The organism is Segatella maculosa OT 289, assembly GCF_000243015.1.
GTDB classification, from domain to species: domain Bacteria; phylum Bacteroidota; class Bacteroidia; order Bacteroidales; family Bacteroidaceae; genus Prevotella; species Prevotella maculosa.
Genome location: NZ_JH594502.1, coordinates 396116 through 419080, shown reverse-complemented (window position 1 = coordinate 419080; position 22965 = coordinate 396116). Strand labels below are relative to the sequence as shown.

Here is a 22965-nt window from a genome sequence, read left to right as displayed (position 1 = left end):
ACGTATCCCTCCGCATCTTTTTTTTTGTTATCTCTTGGAAAAGGACTGAAAGTACAACCTTAAACGATCGATTCTTAGCAGAGCAAGCGAGCCGTCACCGTGCATAGAGTTCTACTTTCCCTTTAGTTATCTTATAACGGAACGGTATCGAATAAGAAAGATCCCTCAACATCGAGTCCATTGTAGCCGTATGTCTGATAGCGCCCGAGTAAGTGGAGTTGTCTTTCAACGTAGGATGAATTCGTACTTCCGTCTGATAAAGTCGCTCTATGATTGCGGCAATTTCATGGATATGGGCATTACGGAAAGGAATCAAATGACTATGCCACACCGTTTCCAAAGGGATAGAAGCCTCTTCGACCTCCATACTGTTCGTATTCTTGCTGAACACGACCTTTTGTTTCGGCCGAAGTGTTATGCTACCTTCATTATGAAGGCCTTCCACACGCACTTTTCCCTCGATGAGGGTGACCTCTTCGGTATGTCGTTTCCCACTATTCGTATTGAAATTAAAGACGGTTCCGAGCACTCTTGTGGTAAGATGAGCGCTTCTGACAATGAACGGGCGGGCCATATCTTTAGCCACAACGAAATAACCTTCGCCCTCCAAGGTCACTTCACGCTGATGATTACCGAATACCTTGGAGTAAGTCAAGCGCGTTTTTTCATTCAGCCACACTTTACTTCCATCGGGCAGAACAACTTGTCTCACCTCTTTCGCTACCGTTCTTACTTCAATCTGCCCGACATTTGTGCGAGAGAAATAAACGGCCGTCACAGAAAGGAAAGCCAACAAAGCTGCAGCTGCATAATAAAGGAAACGCTTTTGATAAAAGAAAAGCCGCTTCCGCCTTTCACCAATCCTGCGAAGGACATTCATTTCTGCCTTTTGCCGGGCCTGTTCGTTGGTGAAGCGCGACGCTCTTCCGGTCTTATAAGCATCAACTTGCCTAAACAACCAAAGTGCATGTTCCTCATTCGAATTGATCCACTCATACAACTGCTCGATTTCTTCCTGTGAACAACGACCCAGTATATAATTCTTTATGATTCTATCGTTTATTTCTTTCATCACGTTTTACACCTTTTTATATATAATACAACTCAAACCGCAAAAAGACTTACTGCAAACAAAAGAACAATAATAATGACGTCAGATAGCCAAGTCGCACACGCAAGTATTTAAGGGCTTTGTAAATATGCACCTCTACCGTGCGGATTGAAATCTGCATCATCTCTGCAATCTCTTTATTACTGATACCATGAACATAGCCCATCACGAATATTTGCCTCCTTTTGTCAGGCAATTCCTCGATGGCTTCTTCTATCAAGCGTCCAAGTTCTTTGTTTTCGACATGCTTTGCAGTCGTGTCAGAAGCCGGATTATAATACGCCAACCGCTTTTTCTCTATGCAAAGGTATTCCTTGGAGTACCTATTGATGACGCTACGATGCTTCAATACGTTCAGCGCATGCGTATAAACAGCCCGGAAAAGAAAGGCACGGACATGCGTTTCCTCGGTTATCTGCTCACGTCTGCGCCACAATTCAACGAAAACATCTTGCACTACGTCTTCAACATCATCGTCGTGCAAGAGCTTGGCAGCATAAAGTGCCACGGAAGGATATTGTATTCTGAAAACTGTTCGGAATTCATCAAGTGTCATATCACCATAGTTTTTCTCGCATTATTCTATTCATTGCCGCAAAAATACAATTTTTTTTCAAATCTACAGGCTGGTGTCCATAATTAATTGCTGATATATTTTAAGTCTAAAGCAGCAAAGGAAGCAAGAAAAAATTATAAATCTTATATCACAAAAAAGCATATCTTTGAAGACCGCCAAATAGAAAATGAAAAACAACGAAAATGAAATTTACGAACAAAATCAAGGCGGTTTTCCCGCCATTCAAGTCGGGTTGCATTGTAAAACGACCCATTCTGGCACGCAGAATGCCCCATTTTGCAACGTAGAACGGCCCAAATTGTATGACAAAACAGTAGAAACAAGCCACTTAAAAAGCGTAACTCACCCACTTTTGATGCACAAGCCACTCATTATTAGCAACCTAAATGCAAACAAAAGTCCATCAAACAACGCAACCTTCTCATGGCCAACAACTTACAAAACACTCCACAAAACGCACGAATTCGCAGAATTCCCTCCCCCATTTTGCTACACGCAAAATACAAAGTCCTTTTTGTAAGATTTATTCCGAAGCAAAACAACGCCAAAGATGCTGTATTTTGAACCTCCACTACCCCTTTAAAAGAGGAAATTCCTATCTATTTGCAGACTCGTTCACCCTCTCTTCGGGAGCAAAGAGGCAGACCTTCTATTCTTTTTGACGCAGTGTCGTTTCCAGACAAAGGCTTTTCCACCTTTCTCATCAAGTCTTCTTATTGCCTGACCGCAACGTTCAACGCCCGTCAACATAGTAACGTTGCAACAAACCCTCTATGGGACGCTTCTCGATACGGCTCACTTCGTAACCCGATTCGTGGCATACTTCAATCAGAAGCGGGGCAAACGCATGGGCAATGCTGCCGACAAAGCCGATAGGAAGCCGTTGTTCGTAGGGTTGAATATTGCGCCGAATGAAATCAGAAAAGTTGTCTTTGACCAACTGTTGCAGGCATTTTTCATCTTGATGTCGGCCGATGAACAGGGCCACGGAAGCCAAATAGCGATTGGCAAGTGGCTCACTATAGACCCTATGAATGATGTCTTCATAGGATTGTTCGGTCTCTTTCAGATACAAATCACGGACAAATGGGGGAAGACTTCCCTTGAAAATGCCATTCAAAAAACGCTTTCCAAGCACCGCACCGCTACCCTCATCGCCGAGGATATAGCCCAAGGGTGGAGTGTTATTCACGATGTTTTGCCCGTCATAAACACAGCTATTGGCCCCCGTTCCGAGTATGCAAGCGATGCCTTCTTCGTGACCACAGACCGCACGGGCAGCCGCCAAGAGGTCGCCGGCCACCTCTATTTGACCGTCAGGCAGATGGAAAACATCTGCCAACAAGGCTGTCATACCGGGGACAAGGCCTGCCGTACAGCCGCTTCCGTAAAAGGAAAGCCGCAGTTCGGGAGTCATTTTACCCTTCAAAAAAGGCAACAACTCGGTTTGAAGGATATGCCGTATCGTTGCCGGTTGCTGGTGACAGGGGTTGATGCCCTGCGTCTTCCAAGCGGAAATGACGCTGCCTTCGGTCAAAAGCCAGTCGGTCTTCGTGCTTCCACTGTCTGCTATCAATCTCATATTGCTTGTTTTGCCAGACAAAAGTAGGAATAAAAAGCGAAAACAATGGCCGAAAATGATAAATATTTCAAAATTACGGCAGCCGAAACCAGTCGTATCTATACTTTTTATTACTTTTGTAAGCGCAATAAACCGATAAAAACGACATGAACAAGAGGTCAATCTTATTCTTCTTACTCGCCATATTCGCCCTTTCGCCCACACATGCTGTGCTGAAAGAACAAAACATTGAGAGTACATTATCTATCCTTCGCACCGAGTTAACCAACTATCATGCCGAGCTGGAACGCCAATCAGGCTACATGAGAGAGCAGCAATCGGCCGTGCGCGACAAGCTTTTCAACATCATGGGCAAGAGCAATCAGAACGCATTGATGCTCTATTCGCAGAAGCCAGAATATGTTTTTGACTTGGCATATGCCTGCCATGAGGCCACTGAACAATATGCCGACTTCAAGCAAAACGTGCAACCTTTCCGCCTTCTCATTGAGAAAAACAATGCCGAAATAGCCCGTTATGACTACTTGATCAACTCATTGAGCACGATGAACGTCATGGCATTGAACCGGAAAGCACAAACAGACAAGAGCGTATGTCTGACACTTGCCGTGAACATTCGCCACACTCTCAACGACAACATCAACCAGTTCAAAGACTACATCGGTTACTATCAAGCCATCGAAGCCCAGCTGAAATCGCTCAACGACTATGCAAACAAACGCTACAAGGACATACAAAGCCACATCTTCAGCAACACCGGAGAGAACTATTTCCATATCCTTGCCCGGCTACGTGCCAACATTCAGGATACCGAAGAGACCATTTCGACCAAGTATTTCGTGAAGACCAAGGTGCGCTCGCAATGGGATTCACAGTATATTATCGGTCTTTTTGCCCTCATCGGCTTCTATGCACTCCTCGCAGGGCTGCTGAATATCATAGCCGTTCGGTTCCTTATTCCGAAAAGGTTCCGTACACCTGCCTTCATGACCCGGCGCACTTGCATCATCATGACCTCGTCGGTGGTCACGTTGGCACTTATTCTGGGCCTGATACGCATTGTCTTTTCCGACCAAAACTTCATTATCATGGCCAGCGGACTGCTTGTCAGCTACACATGGTTGCTGGGAGTAATCCTCATTTCATTACTGTTGCGCCTCACCGGCAATCAAATCAAGAGTGCATTCCGCATCTATCTGCCACTGATGGCCATGGGGTTCATCGTGATTTCATTCCGCATCATTCTCGTTCCCGACAATCTGGTCAACATTGTGCTGTCTCCAATCCTCTTGGTTTGCACAGTTTGGCAATGGTTCGCCATACGTCACGACAACAAGAGCATTCCCAAGAGCGACGTAACCTATACTTATGTGTCGCTGACTGTCTTTGTCGGCTCGCTGATTTGCGCGTGGTTGGGCTATACATTGCTCAGTGTGCAGTTGCTGATTTGGTGGATCATGCAGCTAACCTGCATACTGACGATCACATGTTTGCGTGGTTGGATTAAGAAATGGGCTATAAAGCGGGGCTATGCCGACAAGGAAATCACGAAGACATGGTTCTTCCACCTCGTTTATCAGGTGGTATTGCCCGTGCTTGCCGTGATCTCATTCCTCTTGGCCCTCTATTGGGCGGCCGATGTGTTCAATTTAAGCGATAAGATATGGGACATCTACCGCGAGCAATACATCAATACTAAATGGTTCGCTGCCAGCATTCTCTCTGTAGCGGAGGTCATTGCGTTCTACTTTATCTTTGCATATGTCAACCGAACGCTGAAAGCACTGCTCAAAATACACTTCGAACAATCCGACCTTAGCACTGCCGCAAGTCGCTATACGATGGCAAAGAACGTCATTCAAGTGGCTGTTTGGGGCATTTGGTTGATGGTGTCACTGGCCGTTTTCCACATAGATAACACTTGGCTTGTGGTCATTTCGGGTGGTCTTTCAACGGGTATAGGCTTCGCTATGAAGGACATTTTGGAGAACATTTACTATGGAATATCACTCATGGCTGGCCGAGTTAAGATCGGTGATTACATCATTTGCGACGGCATGCGCGGCCGGGTTAGCTCCATCAACTACACATCAACCATCGTTGAAGCGGTGGACGGGTCGGTGATTGCCTTCCAAAACAGTCAGTTGTTCACGAAAAACTATAAGAACATGACCAAGAACCACGGTTACGAACTCGACGCTTTGGAAGTCGGAGTGGCCTATGGAAGCGACATCAAGAAAGTGAAACAACTGCTGCACGACGCCATTGTCGACCTTAAAATCACGGAGCCGGGTCGCGACGTGAAGATTATTTTGAAGGAATTTGGCGACAGTTCCATCACATTAAAGATATTAGTATGGGTCTCTGTCATGACACAAGGCATCGATGATGGTCGTATTCTCGAATGTGTTTACGACACATTGAACAAACACAGCATAGAGATTCCGTTCCCACAACGCGACGTACGCATCATTCATGCCACGCCCGAACAAGCCGAGAAGGCTACTGCCGAAGCCTCAGAATAAGTGGAAACGAAAGCTTGGCAGCCGCATAAAAAGAGAGAAATGTTTGCACTTTTCTCCCTTTTTGCGTAACTTTGCATCTCCAAGTAAGTGTCAAGAAACGATAATATTATGCAACCTTTATTTATTGCAGGCCCATGTGTCATTGAATCGGCAGCCTTATTGGATGCTGTTGCCCAAGAATTGGCAAGGCTAAATCGAAGATTCGGCATTGATATCATCTTCAAATCTTCGTTCGACAAGGCCAACCGTACGTCCGTCCACGCCTTCCGTGGCCCCGGATTGGACAAAGGTTTGCAGATGCTTGCCGACATAAAGCAGAAATACGGACTGAAAATCCTCACGGATATCCATGAAAGTTATCAGGCAGAAGCAGCAGGTAAGGTGTGCGATGTGCTTCAGATACCGGCCTTTCTTTGTCGGCAGACCGACTTATTAATAGCTGCTGCAAAGACGGGAAAGGTGGTCAACATCAAGAAAGCACAGTTTCTTAGCGGGACAGATATGAAGTATCCGGTCGAGAAAGCCATGGAAAGCGGTGCCAAGGAAGTGTGGCTCACGGAACGGGGTAACTGCTTTGGCTACAATAATTTGGTGGTCGACTTCCGCAATATCCCTGATATGAAAGCGATAGTCCCCACGGTTATCATGGATTGCACGCACAGTGTGCAGCGTCCGGGAGCAGGAAACGGTTCGACATCCGGCGACCGCAAGTTCGTTCCAGCCATGGCTTTGGCTGCCAAGGCCTTTGGAGCAACGGGCTATTTCTTTGAAGTGCACCCCGATCCCGACAAGGGATTGAGCGACGGACCGAACATGCTTGAACTCGGAAAACTGGAACAACTCATTGAGAAACTACTGTAGAAATGGATAAAACGATAGAAAGAAGGCTCGAAAAGGTTTGCGATTGGGGCGGACAGGCATTGAAAGAGGAAGCCCAAGCCATCTTGGAACTCCTGCCACAGCTTGATGATAACTTCACGAAAGCCGTCGAAATCATGTATAACTGTCATGGGAAAATCATCGTGACAGGCGTAGGTAAGAGCGGAAACATCGGGGCTAAGATTGCAGCCACACTTGCTTCGACGGGCACACCGGCCTTTTTCATCAATCCATTGGACGTCTATCATGGCGATTTGGGCGTGATGACAGCCGATGATGTGGTGCTGGCGCTGAGCAATTCGGGGCAGACCGATGAGTTGTTGCGCTTCATTCCCATGGTGCTCCACATGAATATACCCATCATCTCTATGACCGGGAACCCCAATTCCTTGTTAGCCAAATACAGCAACGCCCATATACGGGTCTATGTCAGGAAAGAAGCATGCCCATTGAACCTTGCTCCGACAAGTAGCACAACCGCTGCGCTAGCTATGGGCGATGCTTTGGCGATTGCTTTGATGCAGATGCGCGACTTCCGTCCGCAAGACTTCGCGCAGTTCCACCCGGGTGGCGAGCTTGGAAAGCGGCTTTTGACTACCGCGGCCGACGTGATGCGCACCAACGACCTGCCTATTATCCCGCAAGAGATGCACTTGGGCGAAGCGATTATCCGCGTCAGCAAAGGTCAACTCGGCCTCGGTGTATCCCTGACCGACGACCATCAGGTGATAGGACTCATTACCGACGGTGACATTCGCCGTGCCATGGAACGCTGGCAAGCCAAATTCTTCGACCATACAGTAAGCGATATTATGACAAGAACGCCGAAACTTGTGTTGCCAAGTACCAAGATCAGCGAGATACAACGCATCATGAACCAACACAAGATACACACGGTATTGGTCGTAGACGAGGAGAAACGCCTCTTAGGTGTAGTAGATCACTACGCTTGCATGGTGTGAACAGAAAACAAGAGATTTGAGAGATTGAAACAACTTATACTTTTTATCGGGCTATGGATTGGCTGCACGACGCTTTGTGCTGCCCAAACTTCCGACTCATTAATAGCAAAAGACTTGAGAAGTCATGGCGTCACGTTCACCAATAACAATGCCGTGACACTGCTCATGAGCGGACAAGAGAAGTTCGACGACATGTTCAAGGCTATCCGACAAGCCCGGAAAAGCATTCATTTAGAGTATTTCAACTTCCGTAACGACTCCATTGCAGGCCTCTTGTTCCACCTGTTGGAACAGAAAGTCAAGGAAGGTGTGGAGGTGAGGGCCTTGTTCGATGCCTTCGGAAACGCCTCCAATAACCGACCATTAAAGGCCCATCACTTGCAAAAAATCCGCGAATCGGGCATCGAAATATATAAGTTCGACCCGATAACCTTCCCATGGGTCAACCATGTTTTTGCAAGAGACCACCGCAAAATCGTTGTCATTGACGGCCGAACTGCCTACACCGGTGGTATGAACGTAGCCGACTACTACATCAAAGGCACGAAGGTTGTGGGCGAATGGCACGATATGCATTGTCGCATCGAGGGCGATGTAGTGAACCAATTGCAGGCAATCTTCCTCCGTATATGGAACAAAGTGTCCAGCCAAAACGTGCATGGCGCACAATATTTCCGCGGCATACACGATGCCGACTATATCAAAGGACTGAAGCAAGACACGTGTCCGACGGCCCACAACAAGTGTGTAGGCATCGTCAACCGAGAGCCAAGGACGAGCAATGAAATCATCCGAAGGTTCTATCTCTCGGCCATCAACCGCGCAAAAGACAGCATCAAAATTATCAATCCGTATTTTACGCTGAACCATAAGCTGATGAAAGCCTTGAGAGGAGCCGCAAAAAGAGGCGTAAAAGTGGAAATCATGCTGAGCACAAGGAGCGATATTCCACTGACACCTGACTGCGGTTTCTACAATGCTCACCGACTTATGAAAGCCGGTTGCCATGTATGGATGTACACAGCTGGCTTCCATCACACGAAAATCATCATGGTAGACGGGCGCATATGCACTGTCGGGAGTGCCAATCTCAATGCCCGAAGCCTCAGTTGGGACTATGAAGAGAACGCTGTTATCCTTGATCGGTGCACCACACAGCAGTTAGACGACCTCTTCGACGGCGAAAAGAAAGATTGTTTCTACCTAACCGAAAAGCAATGGAGGCAATGGCGCACGCCATGGCAGCGACTCCGCGGCCGACTCAGCCACCTATTGGCCCCATTCTTATAAAGAAAGCAATATGGAAGAGAACAAAACAAATCCGATGCAGGCTCATACAATGGGCAAACATACAGGCGACAGGCCCAAGATTGCCATCATTGACAACAATATGTTAGCCATGATGGGACTGAAAACAATCCTTTTGAACGTGATGCCTATTGCGAATATCAACACATTCTGCACGTTCTGCGAGATGGAAGCAGCCGGTCCCGACAGCTTCATGCACTATTTTGTCGCACTGAAGGTCGTGCTTGAGCAACGAAACTTCTTTCTTGCGCACAAAAACAAGACCTTCGTTCTCACGACATCTACCAACCCCAACGCACAACTCACGGGCTTTAAGAGCATTTGCATCAACACTTCGGAAGAGCAATTGGTGAAGTCTATCCTGCAATTGGAGCAGCACGGACACGCAGGTGGGCGAAATCTGCCCGTCATGCCAAAGGCTTTGAAAGCCAAACTGCTCAGTGACCGCGAGATCGAAGTGCTTTCACTGATTGCACAAGGCTACATCAACAAGGAAATAGCCGACCAACTCAACATCGGTCTCACCACGGTCATCAGCCACCGCAAGAATATTGTCGACAAACTCGGCATGAGAAGCGTCAGTGCACTCACCATCTATGCCGTCATGCACGGCTATGTGGACATCAATAAGATTTAAGGTGAAAGTCTGTCTCGGTCCTATTGCCACACAATAGGGTTGTGATGGATTTGTAGAGACGAACGGCTCGTGCGCCTGTTCCATAGGAATAGAAGCATAAAAGCATGTTCGTTTGAGCGGACGTACAGACCGTGCATCCCTACATTCGCCCAAACGGTTTTTCACATCAGCCATAGCACGTTCTAATCTCAGCCATTTCACCGCGCAATATGACCCATTTTACCGCTTAATATGGCTGAGATTGCACGGTAAAATGGCTGGAATTGAAATGCAAGGTGCAAGTGATTGATTTTCAATAGGACTTATGTTGCGTTTCGCTTAAATGGATGTAGGGACGCACGGCACATATATCCGCTCCTACGGCCACGCAAATTTGCTTTCATTTCCACTTAAACGGACGCGCAAACCGTATGTCCCCTACTTACTAAACGAAAAAAAAGCGATGACCTTCACAGGTAACCGCTCCAAATCTTCAATAGGTATTAGTCCTTTAAGGTAAAAAGATTGTTTTCAGGATAACGTATGCAAAGATAAGATATTTTTTTGAATTACCAAACATTTTGCGCCTTTTTTCAATAAAAACATTGAAAAACGTTAATTATGTTCATTGATAAAGCTACGAAAATCTTATCTTTTTATGCCTTTACTGTACGACGATTTTCTTGTGATTGACGATATACACGCCCTTTGAAAGACGCGCTTTGTCTGTTCCCATATATCTTCCGTCGAGCGAGAATATCCTGTTATCGGTCTGAACATTATCCATTTGAATGGCATCAATGCCCGTGGTATGCTTCTTATAGTCGGCAATATACTTTAAGGTTATCTTGCCGTCGGCCGCAACATTGATGTTTTCGAGCGCCTGATTCACTTTGAAAAAGTTCGTGTTGTAGGAAGAGCGTTCGTCGATGGCCCCTTCCGTGTACCAACAGAAGTTGGGCAGGCCCATCATATCATTCAGTTTGTTCACGCTTCCAGTCCCCGGGAACACATCGCCCTTGAGTTGCGTCTGATATTTCAGTTCCTCCTGCGCGTTAAGTTCCTTATATTTTGGTTCAGACTTGTTATAACGCTTTTTCAGATAGGAAGAGAAGCAGAGCCCGTCGGCCGGAACAACGGCCATGCCCGGCTCGCCTGCCGTGTTATTCGGGTGAGAGAAGAAGTCAACGGGGTCGTAGTCAACAACCTTATACACCAACAGTCCGCCGTTGGGTGCACCGCCATACCAACCGTTCTTCTTGATGTTCTCCAGCAAGAAGTATTCGTTGGCATCATTAGGATTGGTCATTTTGTAAACCACACCGCCCTCATTGGCCGTCTTGTCCATTGTTATATTGGCGTTTGCCGTCAGCGGTTGAATGTTAAGGGGCCAGTTCATCTGCTGCCTTTCCCATGCCGTATAAGGCATAGGAACGAAGCCGCCGTCTCCGGCATACTCGCCACCGTCCATCAAATCCCAAAGTTCCATCTCCTGATTATGCACATATGCAGAGCTGGTTGTCGGATAAATGTCGGGCAATCCCATGGTGTGGGAGAACTCATGACAGGTGACACCGATGCTGTTGATTTGCATTTTTGTCTTGGTTGCATCAGCATAAGCAGGAAAGAGTTCTGCCCCGATGCTGAACCTTCCCAATATTTTGTCCCCTAATTTCAGAGATGGGTCCGTGAACCTGCTTGCACAAGCCCACACCGTCTTGGCACCGCCACCGTTGTTCTGCCCCAAACCAGCATAGACAACATAGACACAGTCGACGTATCCGTCGTTGTTCGAGTCGTAAAGCGCGGGATTTGTAATCGAAGTCTTCACCAAGTTAACGGCGTCGCGTGCCAATTCTGCCGGCCGCTCGTCATTATTGGAGTTCGCATTATTTCCGCCGTAGTATTCCATATTCTGCGGAAGGTCAACAGGACCATAGACATCGAAGACCGGCGTAAAGACACCCCGGCTGCAAGCCTTGAAATATTGGGCCACGCTTCCGTGGTTCTTGTCGTTGCCGTTGCCGCGGTTGACAATGGCACCCGGGGCATTAAAGAAGTCGTTGAACGCGGCTTTCGGGTTCTCCACGCGGAACTTTCGGTCCTTGAAGTTGGCAAGAATGACAAGAATACGAGGCGAACCCGTATGCGGCGTATAGTGCACAGAAGGATTGACGGCCCTTGTATGCGTCGGCTCTTGAAAGTTATCGGGATGCTTGCGCGGCGTAATCAGTTGGGCTTCCGGGCTTCCCCATGCGGGAACGGGCACCATCTTTCCGTCGTTTCTTCTGACAAGCAGCTCGCTATTATCGTCTGCCGATGCCGCAAACGCGACTGCCAGCAAACCAACAAGAAGTAGTATTTTCTTCATATCGTATTGTTTTAGTGTTATTGTGTGAAGTTTTATCTCAAGAAATATTGCCCTTTACGGCGCGTTGCCCAGCCATATTCAATGGCATGGTGCGGGCAATGGTGATAGCAGGCGAAGCAACTGACACACGAGCCGTCGTGCTTCCAGCGGGGACGGAGCCTGTAGCCGCCTTCAACGTTGCCCACGGGGCACACGTTCGCGCATATCCCACATTTCACGCAACGGGCTTCGTCCACCCTGAAAGGCTTGTCCGTGACGAGCCACTTGGCAAACACGGCCCCCAAGAAGCGGCTGTTCGTACGCGGCCAATGGCTCAGATGGACGGGCGAAGCACCTTTCTCCCGACGCACAATCCGCTCCGCATAGTCCTGCAGCTGTAGCGCAGCCTGCCGCAACTTCTCTGCTTCGGCGGCCTTACCGTCCGTATCCATGAAAGGAAGGCCCACGTAGCTGTTGGGCATTTTCAGCGAGAAAGCCGCATCGGTCTGCAGCCCCACGCACGCAAGGTCTTCGTTCAGGCAGTCCATCGTCAGTCCGATATCGTCGCCCGCCGTACAAAGTGCATAGCAATAATGCGACCGCAAGTCGGCAGCGTCAAGCTTCAACCCGCGGACAAACCTGCGAACAATGAGCGGCGGACGCCAGCCATGCACCGGAAAAACAAAGCCAATGCGCTCAGCCGTCTTCAAGGTATAAGCGCATTGGTCTTTCATTGCGGTCGGGATGAAACGCGCCGTCTCTCCCGTTGCCCGGGCCAGCCGCAAGGCCGCCCACTTCGAGTTTCCTGTTCCCGAGAAATAGAAGATCATTATTTCTTCTTCTCCGTCATCACGCCCTCCACATAGAGTCTCGTCATCTCGGTCTTGGCATTCGTGCGCACGGTGACGCTCTTCTTGAAATGGCCGGGAAACTTGCCCTCGCCGTTGTACGTCACCTTCACCTGCCCCTTCTGTCCCGGCTGAACGGGCGTCTTGGTGTAGGTGGGAACAGTGCAGCCGCAGCTGGCGATAGCCTGATTGATGACCAACGGCGCATCGCCCACGTTGGTGAACACGAACGTAGCCTCCTGAACGGGATTGCTCTCGGAGAACGTCCCAAGGTCTTGCGTCACTTTATCGAACTTTATCTCTGCCTGTTTCTGGCCGTAGGCCGCCGTGAGAATGGTCGTAAGCATGAATGCAATCGTTAATAACTTCTTCATTTTCGTTCCTTTCTTTTGATAAATCAAAGGCAAAAGTAATAAAGTATTTTGAATACTCGCCCTTTTTCGCCGGATTTTTTTTCAGAACAAGCCGTTGCAAACGTTTTAAAATAGGTATGAAAGCGCTTTTACATGAGGATATGAACCTATTTAAATAGGTATATAAATTTTCTCAGACAGGCTTCTTCTGTGATTTACAACCGCATCTTTTATGATTTAGGTGTATATCTTTTATGATTTGCAACCGGACGGAAACGTATTTACATCCGTATCTTTTACCATTTACATCTGTATCTAATCGGATTATCACCATGGAGATAAATGTTTATCACCATGGTGATAAGGTTTTATCACCATGGAGATAAGGTCTTATCACCGTGGAGATAATCCGATTAGATACGGATGTAAATCACGGGACATACGGATGGAAATACGTTTCCGTCCGGTTGTAAATCACAGAAGATAGGGACGTAAATTTTGGAACATACGGGAGAGCGGTTCTTTTTCTCCCGTTCTAATAAGAAAGGAAAGGGGAAACAGGGGTCAGAATGGCGGGAAGAGCAGGCGGCGGTCGCGTGCTAAGGCCGGGAGGGCCAGGGACTCGGGGACGAAGCGCCAGTTGTGGTGGGTCGTGGCAGGGATTGTGTGAAGACGTTCGATGTAGGCCATGATGATGGTTCGCTGGTCTTCGGGACTGATGCTTTCGATGCGGCTCGGGATTTCGGCTAAGGGAATGCCGGCACCGCGCGTGAGCAGTTCGCCGCCGCCGTTGCCGCGGTAGCTGTTCATGGCCACGCGGTAGTGGGCTTCGTCGGCGAATGGGCGGCCGGAAGAGAGGCGGAGAATGTTTATCCGGCTGCCGTGGGGGCGGGCGACGTTGACTTCGTAGTCGATGCCGGCGGCGGTGTCGAAGTTGAAGGCGAGGTTGCGCCAGTGCCACTGTCCGTCGGGCGCTTGCTGCATGAGCATGATGTGGTCTCGGGGCGAGCGCATGGTGGCAATCCATTGGTCGTAGCTCAGTTCGAGCAGTGAGCGGATTTCTTGGCCCGTCATGCGGAGGACGTAAAGTTGGTTCTCGTAGGTGTAGAGGTTGAAGAGGTCGCTGACGCGGACGGGGCCTTTGGGAATGCAGACGTCGAACTTCAGGGGCGCGTTGAGCGAGATGTCGGCCTTGGTGTAGTCGAGTTGTATGTCGTGTATGAGGCTGTTGAAGGGTGCGGGGCCGAAGAAGCAGTCGCGGGTGCGGAGTGTGCGGGCGAGGCTTCCTATTTCGCGGTCGGCGTAGCGGCGCACTTGCGTTATGGTGGGGGCGAAACGGCGCATGAAGTCTGCGTCGACGGGTTCGTTGTCCATGCAGATGAGCTGCGTGTCGATGCTGGTCAGGCGTGAGCGGCCGTGCGCGTCGCGTGCCATGTGGAGCGTGCTTTCGCTCAGGTAATGGGCGTTGCTCGAGGGGTTGATGACGTCGATGTGCTTTCCGCCTGCGGATACGGTTGCTTTTCGCAGGCGATGGTCGTGCCCGCAGAGTATGAGATCGATGCCGGCGACGCTTCTTGCCGTCTCGAGCGCGGCGTTCTCGTTGCCCGTGTTGCCTGCGATGCCGCCTTCGAAGCCCGAATGGAAGAGGCCGACGACAACGTCTGCCTGCTCCGTTTGGCGGACGTGGGCGACCCATTTGCGTGTCGTCGCGACGATGTCGAGGAATGTCATGCCCTGCCACAGCGTTTCGTGGAGCCAATAAGGGATTGTCGGGGTGAGCATTCCGATGAAGGCTATGCGCGTTCCGTGGACTTCGCGAATGGCATAAGGCTTGAAACGGGACTGCAATGTGGCCGTGTCGACAACGTTGGCCGCAAGGACTTCGCAGTGGACCTCGCCCACGTATTTGTCGTAAACGGCACGGCCTGTCTCGATGTCGTGGTTGCCTATCGTCTGAACGTCGTAGCGCATGTAGTTCAATACCTCGGCGGCTACGTTGGGCAGCGACGGGTCTATGTAGTTGGAGTAGTAGCAGGCGGGCTGTCCTTGCAGCACATCTCCGCCGTCGACGAGCAGCAGTCGCCTGCCATACTTCTTGCGTAGCCTTTTGACGTAGGAGGAGACGCGCGCCATGGAGCCGCTGCAGGGCTTCCGTTCGATGAAGTCGAAGGGGAAAAAGCAGCCGTGCACGTCGGTCGTGTGGAGGATTTTAATGTCGAAGAAGGGCTTCATAGATTTCGATATAGCGTCGTGCGACTTTCAGGTAGTCGTGATGCCGCCGGACGTAAAGCATGCTTTCCCGCTTCAGCACGTCGATGCGTTCGGGACGGGCCAGCAATCGCCGCAAAGCCCGGCAGACGTCGGCTTCGCTCGGTCTGACGTTGACGATTGGTCGTAGCGTTTCTTCCTGCAACAACGCGTAATGTTCCTCCTCTCCCCCACCGATGCAAATCAGTCCGCGAGCCATTGCTTCCAAGGCGTTCATGGCGGGCGTGTAGCTGTAGAGCTGGTCGAGGATAGCGTCGGCATGGTCCATGCATTGCGTGTAGGCTGCGAAGGGGAGGCTTTCTGCCAGCTTGAGATCTACCTTTCCGGGGTATTCGGCCGCTATTCTTTGCGCCGCTTTCAGCATGATGTCCGTACCTTTGTAGGCACTTCGCTCGCGATTGATGCCGAGGAAGAGGCGCAATGTGCCGTCGAACGGGCGCGGCGGATTGTCACGCGGCACGATCGGGAAAGGACAATAGGCCGTTTTGTCGGGGAAAACGGGCTTGTAGCAGGCCCAATATTCGTAGAGTCCGGTGATGATTTTGTCGCAATCGTTTGCAATATATTGGCATAAGTCGCCCTTCGGCGTAGCAATCCAGTCCCGAATGTACTTTTGTGCCTCGCGGTCTTGGCGGATTTCGGTGCCGAAATTGAAGTCGCTGTAGCGCAACGGAAAGCGCGTGATGCACTCGTGCACCCAATAATAGTCCATGCCGAAGCCACCAAGGACGACGCGGCGGTTGTTTCGCCTCAGATAATGATAGAAGAAGTAGAGCCGTTCGGCCTTGATTTCGAAGAACATCGGGTTGATGAGTTGCACGATGTCATAGCCCCTGAGCCTCGGCAGCAGCGAAAGCAGGCGCAGATACAGCCGCAATCCCCCGAACGTTCCGTGCCTGCTGACGTCGATGTCCCGCGGATAGTCTTTCCAGAAGTCTCCGTTAGAGACCACCGTCACCCGATGTCCCAGTCTACGCAGCCCTTTTGCCAAGGTTGCATGCACGTTACTGTATTCGCCCAACAAGAGTATTCTCATCTGAAAGTCGCTGCAATAATGATTCCACGTCCCCACTTCGTGTTGCACAATCGGCGGAACAGCGCGTATTTTCGCGTGTATTCCTGCTCGGGGAGTGGGAACAGTCCGTGCGCCCTAAGCCTTTCGCAAGCCTTGTTCAGCCGCATAAGGCTGTGCGTCAGGCGTGCCGTGTTGTAAAGATAGTCCATTGAAAGTTGCGCAATGCGGCGTTGCAGGGCCAGCCGCTCAGGGTTTGGCAAAGAAGCGAGCCTTTCCTGCAAATGACGGACGGCCCGTTCGGTATTCACCTGCCTTTTAACGAGGTTCCGTTTGCCGAAATGATGAATGACAGAGTGCGGGTGCTGCCGATAGAAATAAGCCTTTGCCGAGGTCGTAAAGAGTCGTTTGGCACGGAGAACCAGCAGAGCCGTGAATTCTTCGTCCTCGGCATAGCGGTCGAAGTCGGGCCGGAAACGCAGCCCGTTCAACAACTCTTTCTTGAACAGATAGCCCCAAGCGGCTCCCTTGATGCTGTGCCGAAGCATGTAATCCGCGCCATCGAACGGCCCGTTCACGTCTTCCTGCACGGAGGCGCACTGCCGATGCGTGAAAGCAAAGCCGACCATGTCTGGCTGAAGCCGGCGTGCCACGTCCAAACAATGCTCGTATGCCGGGCGAAGCAGGCTGTCGTCGCTGTCGACAAATTGGATATAGCGGCCGCTTGCCATGTCCGTTCCACGGTTACGCGCCACACTTATGCCCTGATTGCGCTGCCGCAGATAGATGATATCGTCGCTGATATCGAGCAATTCGTTGATGGCCGGCCGGTCGCTTCCGTCGTCTATGACAATAATCTCACGCCTTTCACCGCCGAACGACAGGCTACGTATGCTGTCGATACAGCAGCGAAGCATCGTCGGTTCGGTGTTGAACGTCGTGATAATGAAACTGACCAAAGGCCTGTCTGGTGTATTTTGTGGGCGAAGCATCATCATTTTTAATCCCAACAAATTTACGCATAAATCCCTCACCAACCAAGAATAACGCCGTTTATTTTGTCGTTCAGAAACCAATCCGCAGCAAAAGTCGCAAAAGATAAAGCGAATGGCAAGCTGATATTCATCATTCATGGCCGCTATATTTGGGGCTATTCTTGTCAATTAAATTCATAACGGATTTGCTTTCGGCTGCAAAAATCATTATCTTTGTGTTGGGGAATGCATGAAAATGCGTTCCCTTTTCTTGTAGATAAGCATACAACGGCATGCAAAATGGTTGAAAATGGCTGCAAACGCATACTATTTCGCACGCCAAAATCTATCATATTGCGTGGCGAAATGAGGCATATTGCCAGCCGATATGACCTACTTTAAGGTGTAAAATGATTGAAACAAGAAAGCGAAATGGCGTTTATCAGTAATCGATGTCTTTTTGTTTTGTCCGCTTTTCAGAAAACTTTGTTAAACTATCACAATGCCCCTTTCCACCTTTTTCACGGAAAAGGGTCTCGCACTTGCAGAATATCGAGAAGCTGTGTAGGGACGCACGGTCCGTACGTTCACTCAAACGGGCCAGCAACTCGGCTACTCGCTCACGCTTTCTCTTGTTCTGCGTTGGCCGGAGGCGCAGACCTTGCATCCCTTCGAGGCCCATATCCTCCTGATTTTCCAAAACCATTTGTGGACAATGCACAGGCTTTTAAGTCCGAAAAGACGATACAATGTCGGCTTCAGGCCACCTTTATAAGGCATTCCTTCAGCCAGCAAGAGGGGCCCTCCCAGCCTGTAGACATCCAATTGAATGTTGAGCACGTGTCCGAAATAGTCGGAATCGCAACACCGTTTCATGATTTCACGATGCGAACGGAGCATGGTTTCCATTTGCAGGGCACCCGCCGAAGCCGTCAGTCCATGCGGATTGAACCGATAATGATAGCAACCTTGCGCGGTAGTCACGATGCAATGGCAACGGAACAACAGCCGCGACATCAGTTCCAAGTCCTCAAACACGATGCCCGGCTTGAACATTTCTTGTTCGAACAGTGCCTTTCTGAAAATCTTGTTCCATGCATAGGCGTGCGTATAGGCCTGCGTTTTCAACCAATAAGTCTGCCAATCGGTATACACACGGTCAGTCAATTGCAGTCGGAAAGGCGTTGTTCCGCCTCGCCTTTCGACCGGATATTCCAAGAAATCGATGTCGGGTCGGGCCGTCAGCTTTGCCATCAAGGCGCGGTAAGTGCCGGGGGGCAAATCGTCATCACTATCGACAAACGTCACATAATCCCCACGGGCAATCCGCAGTCCGGCATTGCGGGCCTCGCTCAATCCCTTGTTGGGCTGATGCAAAAGGCTGATGTTCGCATGCTCTTTGGCGTAGATACTGCAAATGTTCGGGCTGTTGTCCGTCGAACCATCGTCAACCAAGACAATCTCCATGCCTGCAATCTGCTGCCCAATGACCGAGTCGAGACATCTTGCCAGTGTGTCTTCGGTATTGAATACGGGAATGATGACCGATAGTTTCATGGCTGCAAAAGTAATAAAAAAAAGGAAGAACTTTGTGTTTTCGGTTAAATTTGCTATTTTTGCAACCATAAACAGATGATGAAAGAAGTAAAAATCAACGACCGGCTACTGCAACAAGCGGCCGAAAAGGGCATGGATGCATTCGTAGGTGTGTTCGTCGATGCGATAACAACGGCCATCGGCGGCAGTCTGAACAGCCATAATATGGCCGAATTGAATGCCGATCAAATCACGCTTTTGGCCTATCACTATCTCCACGAAGAGGTGATGGACGGCGGATTCGTGCAACTGATCCACAACGGACTGGGAGCTTTCATCTATAAGAACCCAACTGGCAAGGCATTCCGCCAGTGGGGCATTCAGGAACTTTACCAAATCATTAACAAGAGTCATCGCCTTTACGCAAAATACCACGAGGAAATCGAACGCGATTGCACCGATGATGAGTTCATGGCCATGTTTGAGAAGTATCCCGAATTCGACGAATTCGATGATAAGTTCATAGAGAATGAAGAGCAGTTCACCGGTAAGATTGCCCATTACATTGATGAACACATTGAGAATTTTGCAACGATAACGCATGAATAAAGAGGAACAAGAACGCAGAAAGAAGAGTCCTGTCAGGATAAGGAACAAGAAAGCGTCGTTTGAATATCTCTTTATCGACACTTATACGGCCGGTATCGTGCTGACGGGAACCGAAATCAAGAGCATTCGCAACGGGAAAGCCTCGCTGGTGGACGCATTCTGCGTGTTCTACAAAGGCGAACTGTGGGTGAAGGGCATGAATATCAGCCCCTATTTCTATGGTTCATACAGCAATCACGAGGCTAAACGCGACCGCAAACTGCTGCTGACCAAGCGCGAACTCCGCAAATTAGAGGAGGATGCCAAGCAAGTGGGCTTCACGATTGTGCCGACATTGATTTTCATAGACCCTCATGGACGGGCTAAGGTTGATATCGCTTTGGCGAAAGGAAAGAAGGAGTTTGACAAGCGTCAGACCCTGCGTGAGAAACAAGACAAGCGTGAAATGGACCGCGCAATGAAGCACTTCTAAGCCGTTAGAAGCGCTTTTTATATCCCATTGCTTGAATATGAAAGGACTACGAGAGCTCGTTAAGGAGAGAATATTGATATTAGACGGTGCCATGGGCACAATGGTTCAGTCTTATCATCTATCAGAAAGCGACTTCCGGGGGCTGCGCTTCAAGCAGGAAGACGGCCGGCAAATGAAAGGAAACAATGACTTGCTTTGCCTGACACGGCCCGATGTGGTCCTTGATATTCACCGACGCTACTTGGCAGCCGGGGCAGATATCATCGAAACCAACACCTTTTCGGCACAAAGCATCTCGCAGGCTGACTATGGATTGCAGGACATTTGCTATGAACTTTCCTATGAAGGGGCCCGCTTAGCCCGTCAGGCTGCCGACGAATTGACCACGGAAGAGAAGCCACGCTTTGTGGCCGGGGCCGTAGGACCAACGAACAAGACTTGCTCGATGAGCCCCGATGTGAGCGATCCTGCAGCACGCGACCTGACATACGACGCGCTTTTTGCGGCCTATGAAGAGCAGATAAGGGGACTATTAGACGGCGGAGTCGACGCCTTGCTCATTGAAACGATTTTTGACACCTTGAATGCCAAGGTCGCGATAGACGTCGCTGTTTCGCTGATGGAGCAACGTGGGCTCGACTTGCCCATCATGTTGAGCGTCACCGTCAGCGATTTGGCCGGTAGGACATTGAGTGGGCAGACATTAGAGGCTTTCTTGGGCAGCATCAGCAGCTATCCCGTCTTCTCCGTGGGCCTGAACTGTTCTTTCGGAGCACATCAGATGAAACCTTATCTGAAAGAACTCGGCAAGAAATCACCTTATTATATATCCGCTTACCCCAATGCGGGGCTTCCTAATTCCATGGGGCAATATGACGAAACTGCCGAGAGCATGTCGCCGCAAATCGCCGAATTCATGGACGAAGGCTTGGTGAACATCGTGGGAGGTTGCTGTGGAACGACCGATGAATTTATACGGCGATACACCGAAATGGCCGAAGGAAAGCCGTCCCGTCAACCGATTGAGAAGCCCGAAAGCATGTGGTTGAGCGGACTTGAGCTGTTAGAGGTCAGCAAGGAAGTGCGTTTCGTGAACGTCGGTGAACGTTGCAACGTGGCAGGAAGCAAGAAGTTCCTGCGCCTGATCAAAGAAAAGAACTACGAAGAGGCCCTGACCATTGCCCGAAAACAGGTGACCGACGGGGCCTTAGTGATTGATGTCAACATGGACGACGGCCTGCTCGATGCCCGAACGGAGATGGTGAACTTTCTCAATCTGATTGCCTCCGAGCCCGATGTCGCCAAAGTCCCGGTCATGATCGACTCCAGTAAGTGGGACGTTATCACGGCCGGACTGAAGTGTATGCAGGGAAAGTGCATCATCAACTCCATCTCGTTGAAGAACGGAGAGGCCGAGTTCGTCTGTCATGCCCGCGATGCCAAGCGATATGGGGCAGCCATCGTGGTGATGTGTTTCGACGAAACAGGACAGGCTACGACCTACGAACGCAAGATAGAAATTGCAGAAAGGGCCTACCGTATCCTTGTCGATAAGGTGGGCTTCAACCCACTCGACATCATCTTCGACCCGAACATACTTTCCATTGCGACCGGTATTGAGGAGCACGACAACTACGCCGTCGACTTCATCAAGGCCACGGCGTGGATAAAGCAGCATCTGCCGGGAGCGCACATCAGCGGCGGTGTCAGCAACCTCTCGTTCTCTTTCCGCGGAAACGACTATATCCGCGAGGCCATGCACGCCGTGTTCCTCTACCATGCCATACACGAGGGAATGGACTTCGGTATCGTGAACCCGGCAACAAAGGTGACCTATGCCGATATTCCTGCCGACCGGCTGCGCATCATCGAAGACGTTGTCTTAAACAGAAAGCCGGGTGCGGCCGAAGAACTCATCGAATTGGCTGGCCGCATCAAGGCCGAAGCGGAGGAAGCCAAGGCAAACGGGACCTCCGTTGGGAGCAGTAATGCTGAACAACACGAAGCTTGGCGGGAACAACCTGTAGACAAGCGGCTGGCTTACGCATTGAGGAAAGGTATCGGCAACTACATGGAAGAAGACCTTGCCGAAGCCTTGCGGCAATATCCCCATGCCGTGAACATCATCGAGGGACCGCTGATGGACGGAATGAACGAGGTGGGCGAGCTCTTTGGCGAAGGAAAGATGTTCTTGCCGCAGGTGGTGAAGACGGCACGCACCATGAAGCAAGCCGTGGCCATTCTCCAACCCCACATCGAGGCCGAGAAGACCGGAGATTCCTACAAGGCCGGCAAGATTGTCTTAGCCACGGTGAAGGGCGATGTGCACGACATCGGGAAGAACATCGTGGGCGTGGTGATGGCCTGCAACAACTATGACGTGATAGACCTCGGCGTAATGGTGCCCGCGGAGCAGATCGTGAGAAAAGCCATCGCTGAAAAGGCCGACATGATAGGCCTTAGCGGACTGATAACCCCGTCGCTGGAAGAGATGGTCAACGTGGCCAAGGAGATGAAGAAAGCAGGGCTTGACATTCCGATTATGATTGGTGGTGCTACGACAAGCCAGCTCCATGTGGCCTTGAAAATAGCCCCCGTCTACGGCGGCCCTGTGGTTTGGATGAAAGATGCCTCACAGAACGCACTGATTGCGGCCAAACTGCTGAACGACGCTGAGCGACAAACGTTGACCAACGACCTGAATGCGAAGTATGCCGACCTGCGCGAAGGCTATAACCAAGAGCAACAGAAACTCCTGTCCTTGGAAGAGGCTCGCAAGAACAAGCTCGACCTGTTTTCATAAATTCATGGTTCAATTCTTTGGTTGTTTCAAAATAAAGCCTTACCTTTGCCGCCGAGATGATATTTTCAATCAACGATAATAAGATGTGTACGGTGATGCAAAGAAACTTTGATTTCTCTGCATCTTTTAACGCTTATTATTTGGTTAATCCAAATAATTTGCTAACACACACACACACAC

19 protein-coding genes are annotated in these 22965 nt (G+C 49.9%); 9 read left to right on the top strand and 10 right to left on the bottom strand.

Annotated elements, in window-relative coordinates:
* Positions 1–94 precede the first annotated feature (94 nt).
* Both HMPREF9944_RS05895 and HMPREF9944_RS05890 read right to left on the bottom strand, forming a co-directional pair.
* Positions 95–1072, bottom strand: a complete 978-nt coding sequence (locus tag HMPREF9944_RS05895) for a FecR family protein (RefSeq protein ID WP_008565141.1) — start codon at positions 1070–1072, stop codon at positions 95–97.
* A gap of 49 nt (positions 1073–1121) precedes the next feature.
* The gene (locus tag HMPREF9944_RS05890; protein ID WP_008565140.1) at positions 1122–1667 is read right to left on the bottom strand and encodes an RNA polymerase sigma-70 factor; all 546 of its coding nucleotides are present in this window, start codon (positions 1665–1667) and stop codon (positions 1122–1124) included.
* Positions 1668–1854: 187 nt separating this feature from the next.
* Here HMPREF9944_RS05890 and HMPREF9944_RS12965 point away from each other — a divergent pair, with 187 nt between their 5' ends.
* Positions 1855–2208 (top strand): hypothetical protein, encoded by a 354-nt coding sequence (locus HMPREF9944_RS12965; protein ID WP_008565139.1) that lies wholly within the window; start codon positions 1855–1857, stop codon positions 2206–2208.
* 213 nt (positions 2209–2421) lie between these two features.
* Here HMPREF9944_RS12965 and HMPREF9944_RS05885 read toward each other — a convergent pair whose 3' ends face one another.
* Complete coding sequence (locus HMPREF9944_RS05885) at positions 2422–3270, bottom strand: ATPase (RefSeq protein WP_008565138.1); 849 nt, start codon at positions 3268–3270, stop codon at positions 2422–2424.
* 146 nt (positions 3271–3416) lie between these two features.
* Here HMPREF9944_RS05885 and HMPREF9944_RS05880 point away from each other — a divergent pair, with 146 nt between their 5' ends.
* From HMPREF9944_RS05880 to HMPREF9944_RS05860, 5 genes are all read left to right on the top strand, one after another.
* A complete protein-coding gene (locus HMPREF9944_RS05880; protein ID WP_008565136.1) occupies positions 3417–5795 on the top strand; it encodes a mechanosensitive ion channel family protein in 2379 nt (792 codons plus the stop codon).
* A 108-nt stretch (positions 5796–5903) separates the two neighbouring features.
* The gene (gene kdsA, locus HMPREF9944_RS05875; RefSeq protein ID WP_008565134.1) at positions 5904–6656 is read left to right on the top strand and encodes a 3-deoxy-8-phosphooctulonate synthase; all 753 of its coding nucleotides are present in this window, start codon (positions 5904–5906) and stop codon (positions 6654–6656) included.
* Positions 6657–6658: 2 nt separating this feature from the next.
* Positions 6659–7636, top strand: a complete 978-nt coding sequence (locus HMPREF9944_RS05870) for a KpsF/GutQ family sugar-phosphate isomerase (RefSeq protein WP_008565132.1) — start codon at positions 6659–6661, stop codon at positions 7634–7636.
* 24 nt (positions 7637–7660) lie between these two features.
* The gene (gene cls, locus HMPREF9944_RS05865) at positions 7661–8926 is read left to right on the top strand and encodes a cardiolipin synthase (RefSeq protein ID WP_008565130.1); all 1266 of its coding nucleotides are present in this window, start codon (positions 7661–7663) and stop codon (positions 8924–8926) included.
* 10 nt (positions 8927–8936) lie between these two features.
* On the top strand, positions 8937–9581 hold the full coding sequence (locus HMPREF9944_RS05860; protein WP_044113404.1) for a response regulator transcription factor: 645 nt from the start codon (positions 8937–8939) through the stop codon (positions 9579–9581).
* Positions 9582–10224: 643 nt separating this feature from the next.
* Here HMPREF9944_RS05860 and HMPREF9944_RS05855 read toward each other — a convergent pair.
* From HMPREF9944_RS05855 to HMPREF9944_RS05825, 7 genes are all read right to left on the bottom strand, one after another.
* The gene (locus tag HMPREF9944_RS05855) at positions 10225–11931 is read right to left on the bottom strand and encodes a M6 family metalloprotease domain-containing protein (protein WP_008565127.1); all 1707 of its coding nucleotides are present in this window, start codon (positions 11929–11931) and stop codon (positions 10225–10227) included.
* 32 nt (positions 11932–11963) lie between these two features.
* A complete protein-coding gene (locus tag HMPREF9944_RS05850) occupies positions 11964–12740 on the bottom strand; it encodes an EFR1 family ferrodoxin (protein ID WP_008565126.1) in 777 nt (258 codons plus the stop codon).
* The gene (locus HMPREF9944_RS05845; protein WP_008565125.1) at positions 12740–13132 is read right to left on the bottom strand and encodes a DUF1573 domain-containing protein; all 393 of its coding nucleotides are present in this window, start codon (positions 13130–13132) and stop codon (positions 12740–12742) included. Before HMPREF9944_RS05845 ends, HMPREF9944_RS05850 begins: the two co-directional genes overlap by 1 nt.
* A gap of 543 nt (positions 13133–13675) precedes the next feature.
* Complete coding sequence (locus tag HMPREF9944_RS05840; RefSeq protein ID WP_008565124.1) at positions 13676–15343, bottom strand: bifunctional metallophosphatase/5'-nucleotidase; 1668 nt, start codon at positions 15341–15343, stop codon at positions 13676–13678.
* The gene (locus HMPREF9944_RS05835) at positions 15321–16415 is read right to left on the bottom strand and encodes a glycosyltransferase family protein (protein WP_008565123.1); all 1095 of its coding nucleotides are present in this window, start codon (positions 16413–16415) and stop codon (positions 15321–15323) included. The genes HMPREF9944_RS05840 and HMPREF9944_RS05835 overlap by 23 nt, the downstream gene beginning before the upstream one ends.
* Positions 16412–17389, bottom strand: coding sequence for a glycosyltransferase family 2 protein (locus tag HMPREF9944_RS05830; protein WP_155814624.1), 978 nt, complete (start codon positions 17387–17389; stop codon positions 16412–16414). Before HMPREF9944_RS05830 ends, HMPREF9944_RS05835 begins: the two co-directional genes overlap by 4 nt.
* Positions 17390–17977: 588 nt before the next feature.
* Complete coding sequence (locus tag HMPREF9944_RS05825; RefSeq protein ID WP_244861120.1) at positions 17978–18922, bottom strand: glycosyltransferase; 945 nt, start codon at positions 18920–18922, stop codon at positions 17978–17980.
* A gap of 78 nt (positions 18923–19000) precedes the next feature.
* Here HMPREF9944_RS05825 and HMPREF9944_RS05820 point away from each other — a divergent pair, with 78 nt between their 5' ends.
* Genes HMPREF9944_RS05820 through metH form a run of 3 tightly spaced genes read left to right on the top strand, consistent with a single transcriptional unit; the run spans position 19001 to position 22785 of the window.
* Positions 19001–19510, top strand: coding sequence for a DMP19 family protein (locus HMPREF9944_RS05820; RefSeq protein ID WP_008565117.1), 510 nt, complete (start codon positions 19001–19003; stop codon positions 19508–19510).
* Entirely contained in the window at positions 19503–19982 is a 480-nt protein-coding gene (gene smpB / locus HMPREF9944_RS05815; RefSeq protein WP_008565116.1) for an SsrA-binding protein SmpB, read from the top strand. The genes HMPREF9944_RS05820 and smpB overlap by 8 nt, the downstream gene beginning before the upstream one ends.
* Before the next feature lie 37 nt (positions 19983–20019).
* Positions 20020–22785, top strand: a complete 2766-nt coding sequence (gene metH, locus HMPREF9944_RS05810; RefSeq protein WP_008565115.1) for a methionine synthase — start codon at positions 20020–20022, stop codon at positions 22783–22785.
* Positions 22786–22965: the final 180 nt, after the last annotated feature.

Coding starts and splice junctions, on each gene's coding strand:
- HMPREF9944_RS05860 (WP_044113404.1), top strand. CDS start 8,937: ATGGAAGAGAACAAAACAAATCCGATGCAGGCTCATACAATGGGCAAA.
- HMPREF9944_RS05855 (WP_008565127.1), bottom strand. CDS start 11,931: ATGAAGAAAATACTACTTCTTGTTGGTTTGCTGGCAGTCGCGTTTGCG.
- HMPREF9944_RS05895 (WP_008565141.1), bottom strand. CDS start 1,072: ATGAAAGAAATAAACGATAGAATCATAAAGAATTATATACTGGGTCGT.
- kdsA (WP_008565134.1), top strand. CDS start 5,904: ATGCAACCTTTATTTATTGCAGGCCCATGTGTCATTGAATCGGCAGCC.
- HMPREF9944_RS05880 (WP_008565136.1), top strand. CDS start 3,417: ATGAACAAGAGGTCAATCTTATTCTTCTTACTCGCCATATTCGCCCTT.
- HMPREF9944_RS05825 (WP_244861120.1), bottom strand. CDS start 18,922: ATGAAACTATCGGTCATCATTCCCGTATTCAATACCGAAGACACACTG.
- metH (WP_008565115.1), top strand. CDS start 20,020: ATGAAAGGACTACGAGAGCTCGTTAAGGAGAGAATATTGATATTAGAC.
- HMPREF9944_RS05890 (WP_008565140.1), bottom strand. CDS start 1,667: ATGACACTTGATGAATTCCGAACAGTTTTCAGAATACAATATCCTTCC.
- HMPREF9944_RS05830 (WP_155814624.1), bottom strand. CDS start 17,389: ATGATGATGCTTCGCCCACAAAATACACCAGACAGGCCTTTGGTCAGT.
- smpB (WP_008565116.1), top strand. CDS start 19,503: ATGAATAAAGAGGAACAAGAACGCAGAAAGAAGAGTCCTGTCAGGATA.
- HMPREF9944_RS05850 (WP_008565126.1), bottom strand. CDS start 12,740: ATGATCTTCTATTTCTCGGGAACAGGAAACTCGAAGTGGGCGGCCTTG.
- HMPREF9944_RS05835 (WP_008565123.1), bottom strand. CDS start 16,415: ATGAGAATACTCTTGTTGGGCGAATACAGTAACGTGCATGCAACCTTG.
- HMPREF9944_RS05820 (WP_008565117.1), top strand. CDS start 19,001: ATGAAAGAAGTAAAAATCAACGACCGGCTACTGCAACAAGCGGCCGAA.
- HMPREF9944_RS12965 (WP_008565139.1), top strand. CDS start 1,855: ATGAAAAACAACGAAAATGAAATTTACGAACAAAATCAAGGCGGTTTT.
- HMPREF9944_RS05885 (WP_008565138.1), bottom strand. CDS start 3,270: ATGAGATTGATAGCAGACAGTGGAAGCACGAAGACCGACTGGCTTTTG.
- HMPREF9944_RS05870 (WP_008565132.1), top strand. CDS start 6,659: ATGGATAAAACGATAGAAAGAAGGCTCGAAAAGGTTTGCGATTGGGGC.
- HMPREF9944_RS05840 (WP_008565124.1), bottom strand. CDS start 15,343: ATGAAGCCCTTCTTCGACATTAAAATCCTCCACACGACCGACGTGCAC.
- HMPREF9944_RS05845 (WP_008565125.1), bottom strand. CDS start 13,132: ATGAAGAAGTTATTAACGATTGCATTCATGCTTACGACCATTCTCACG.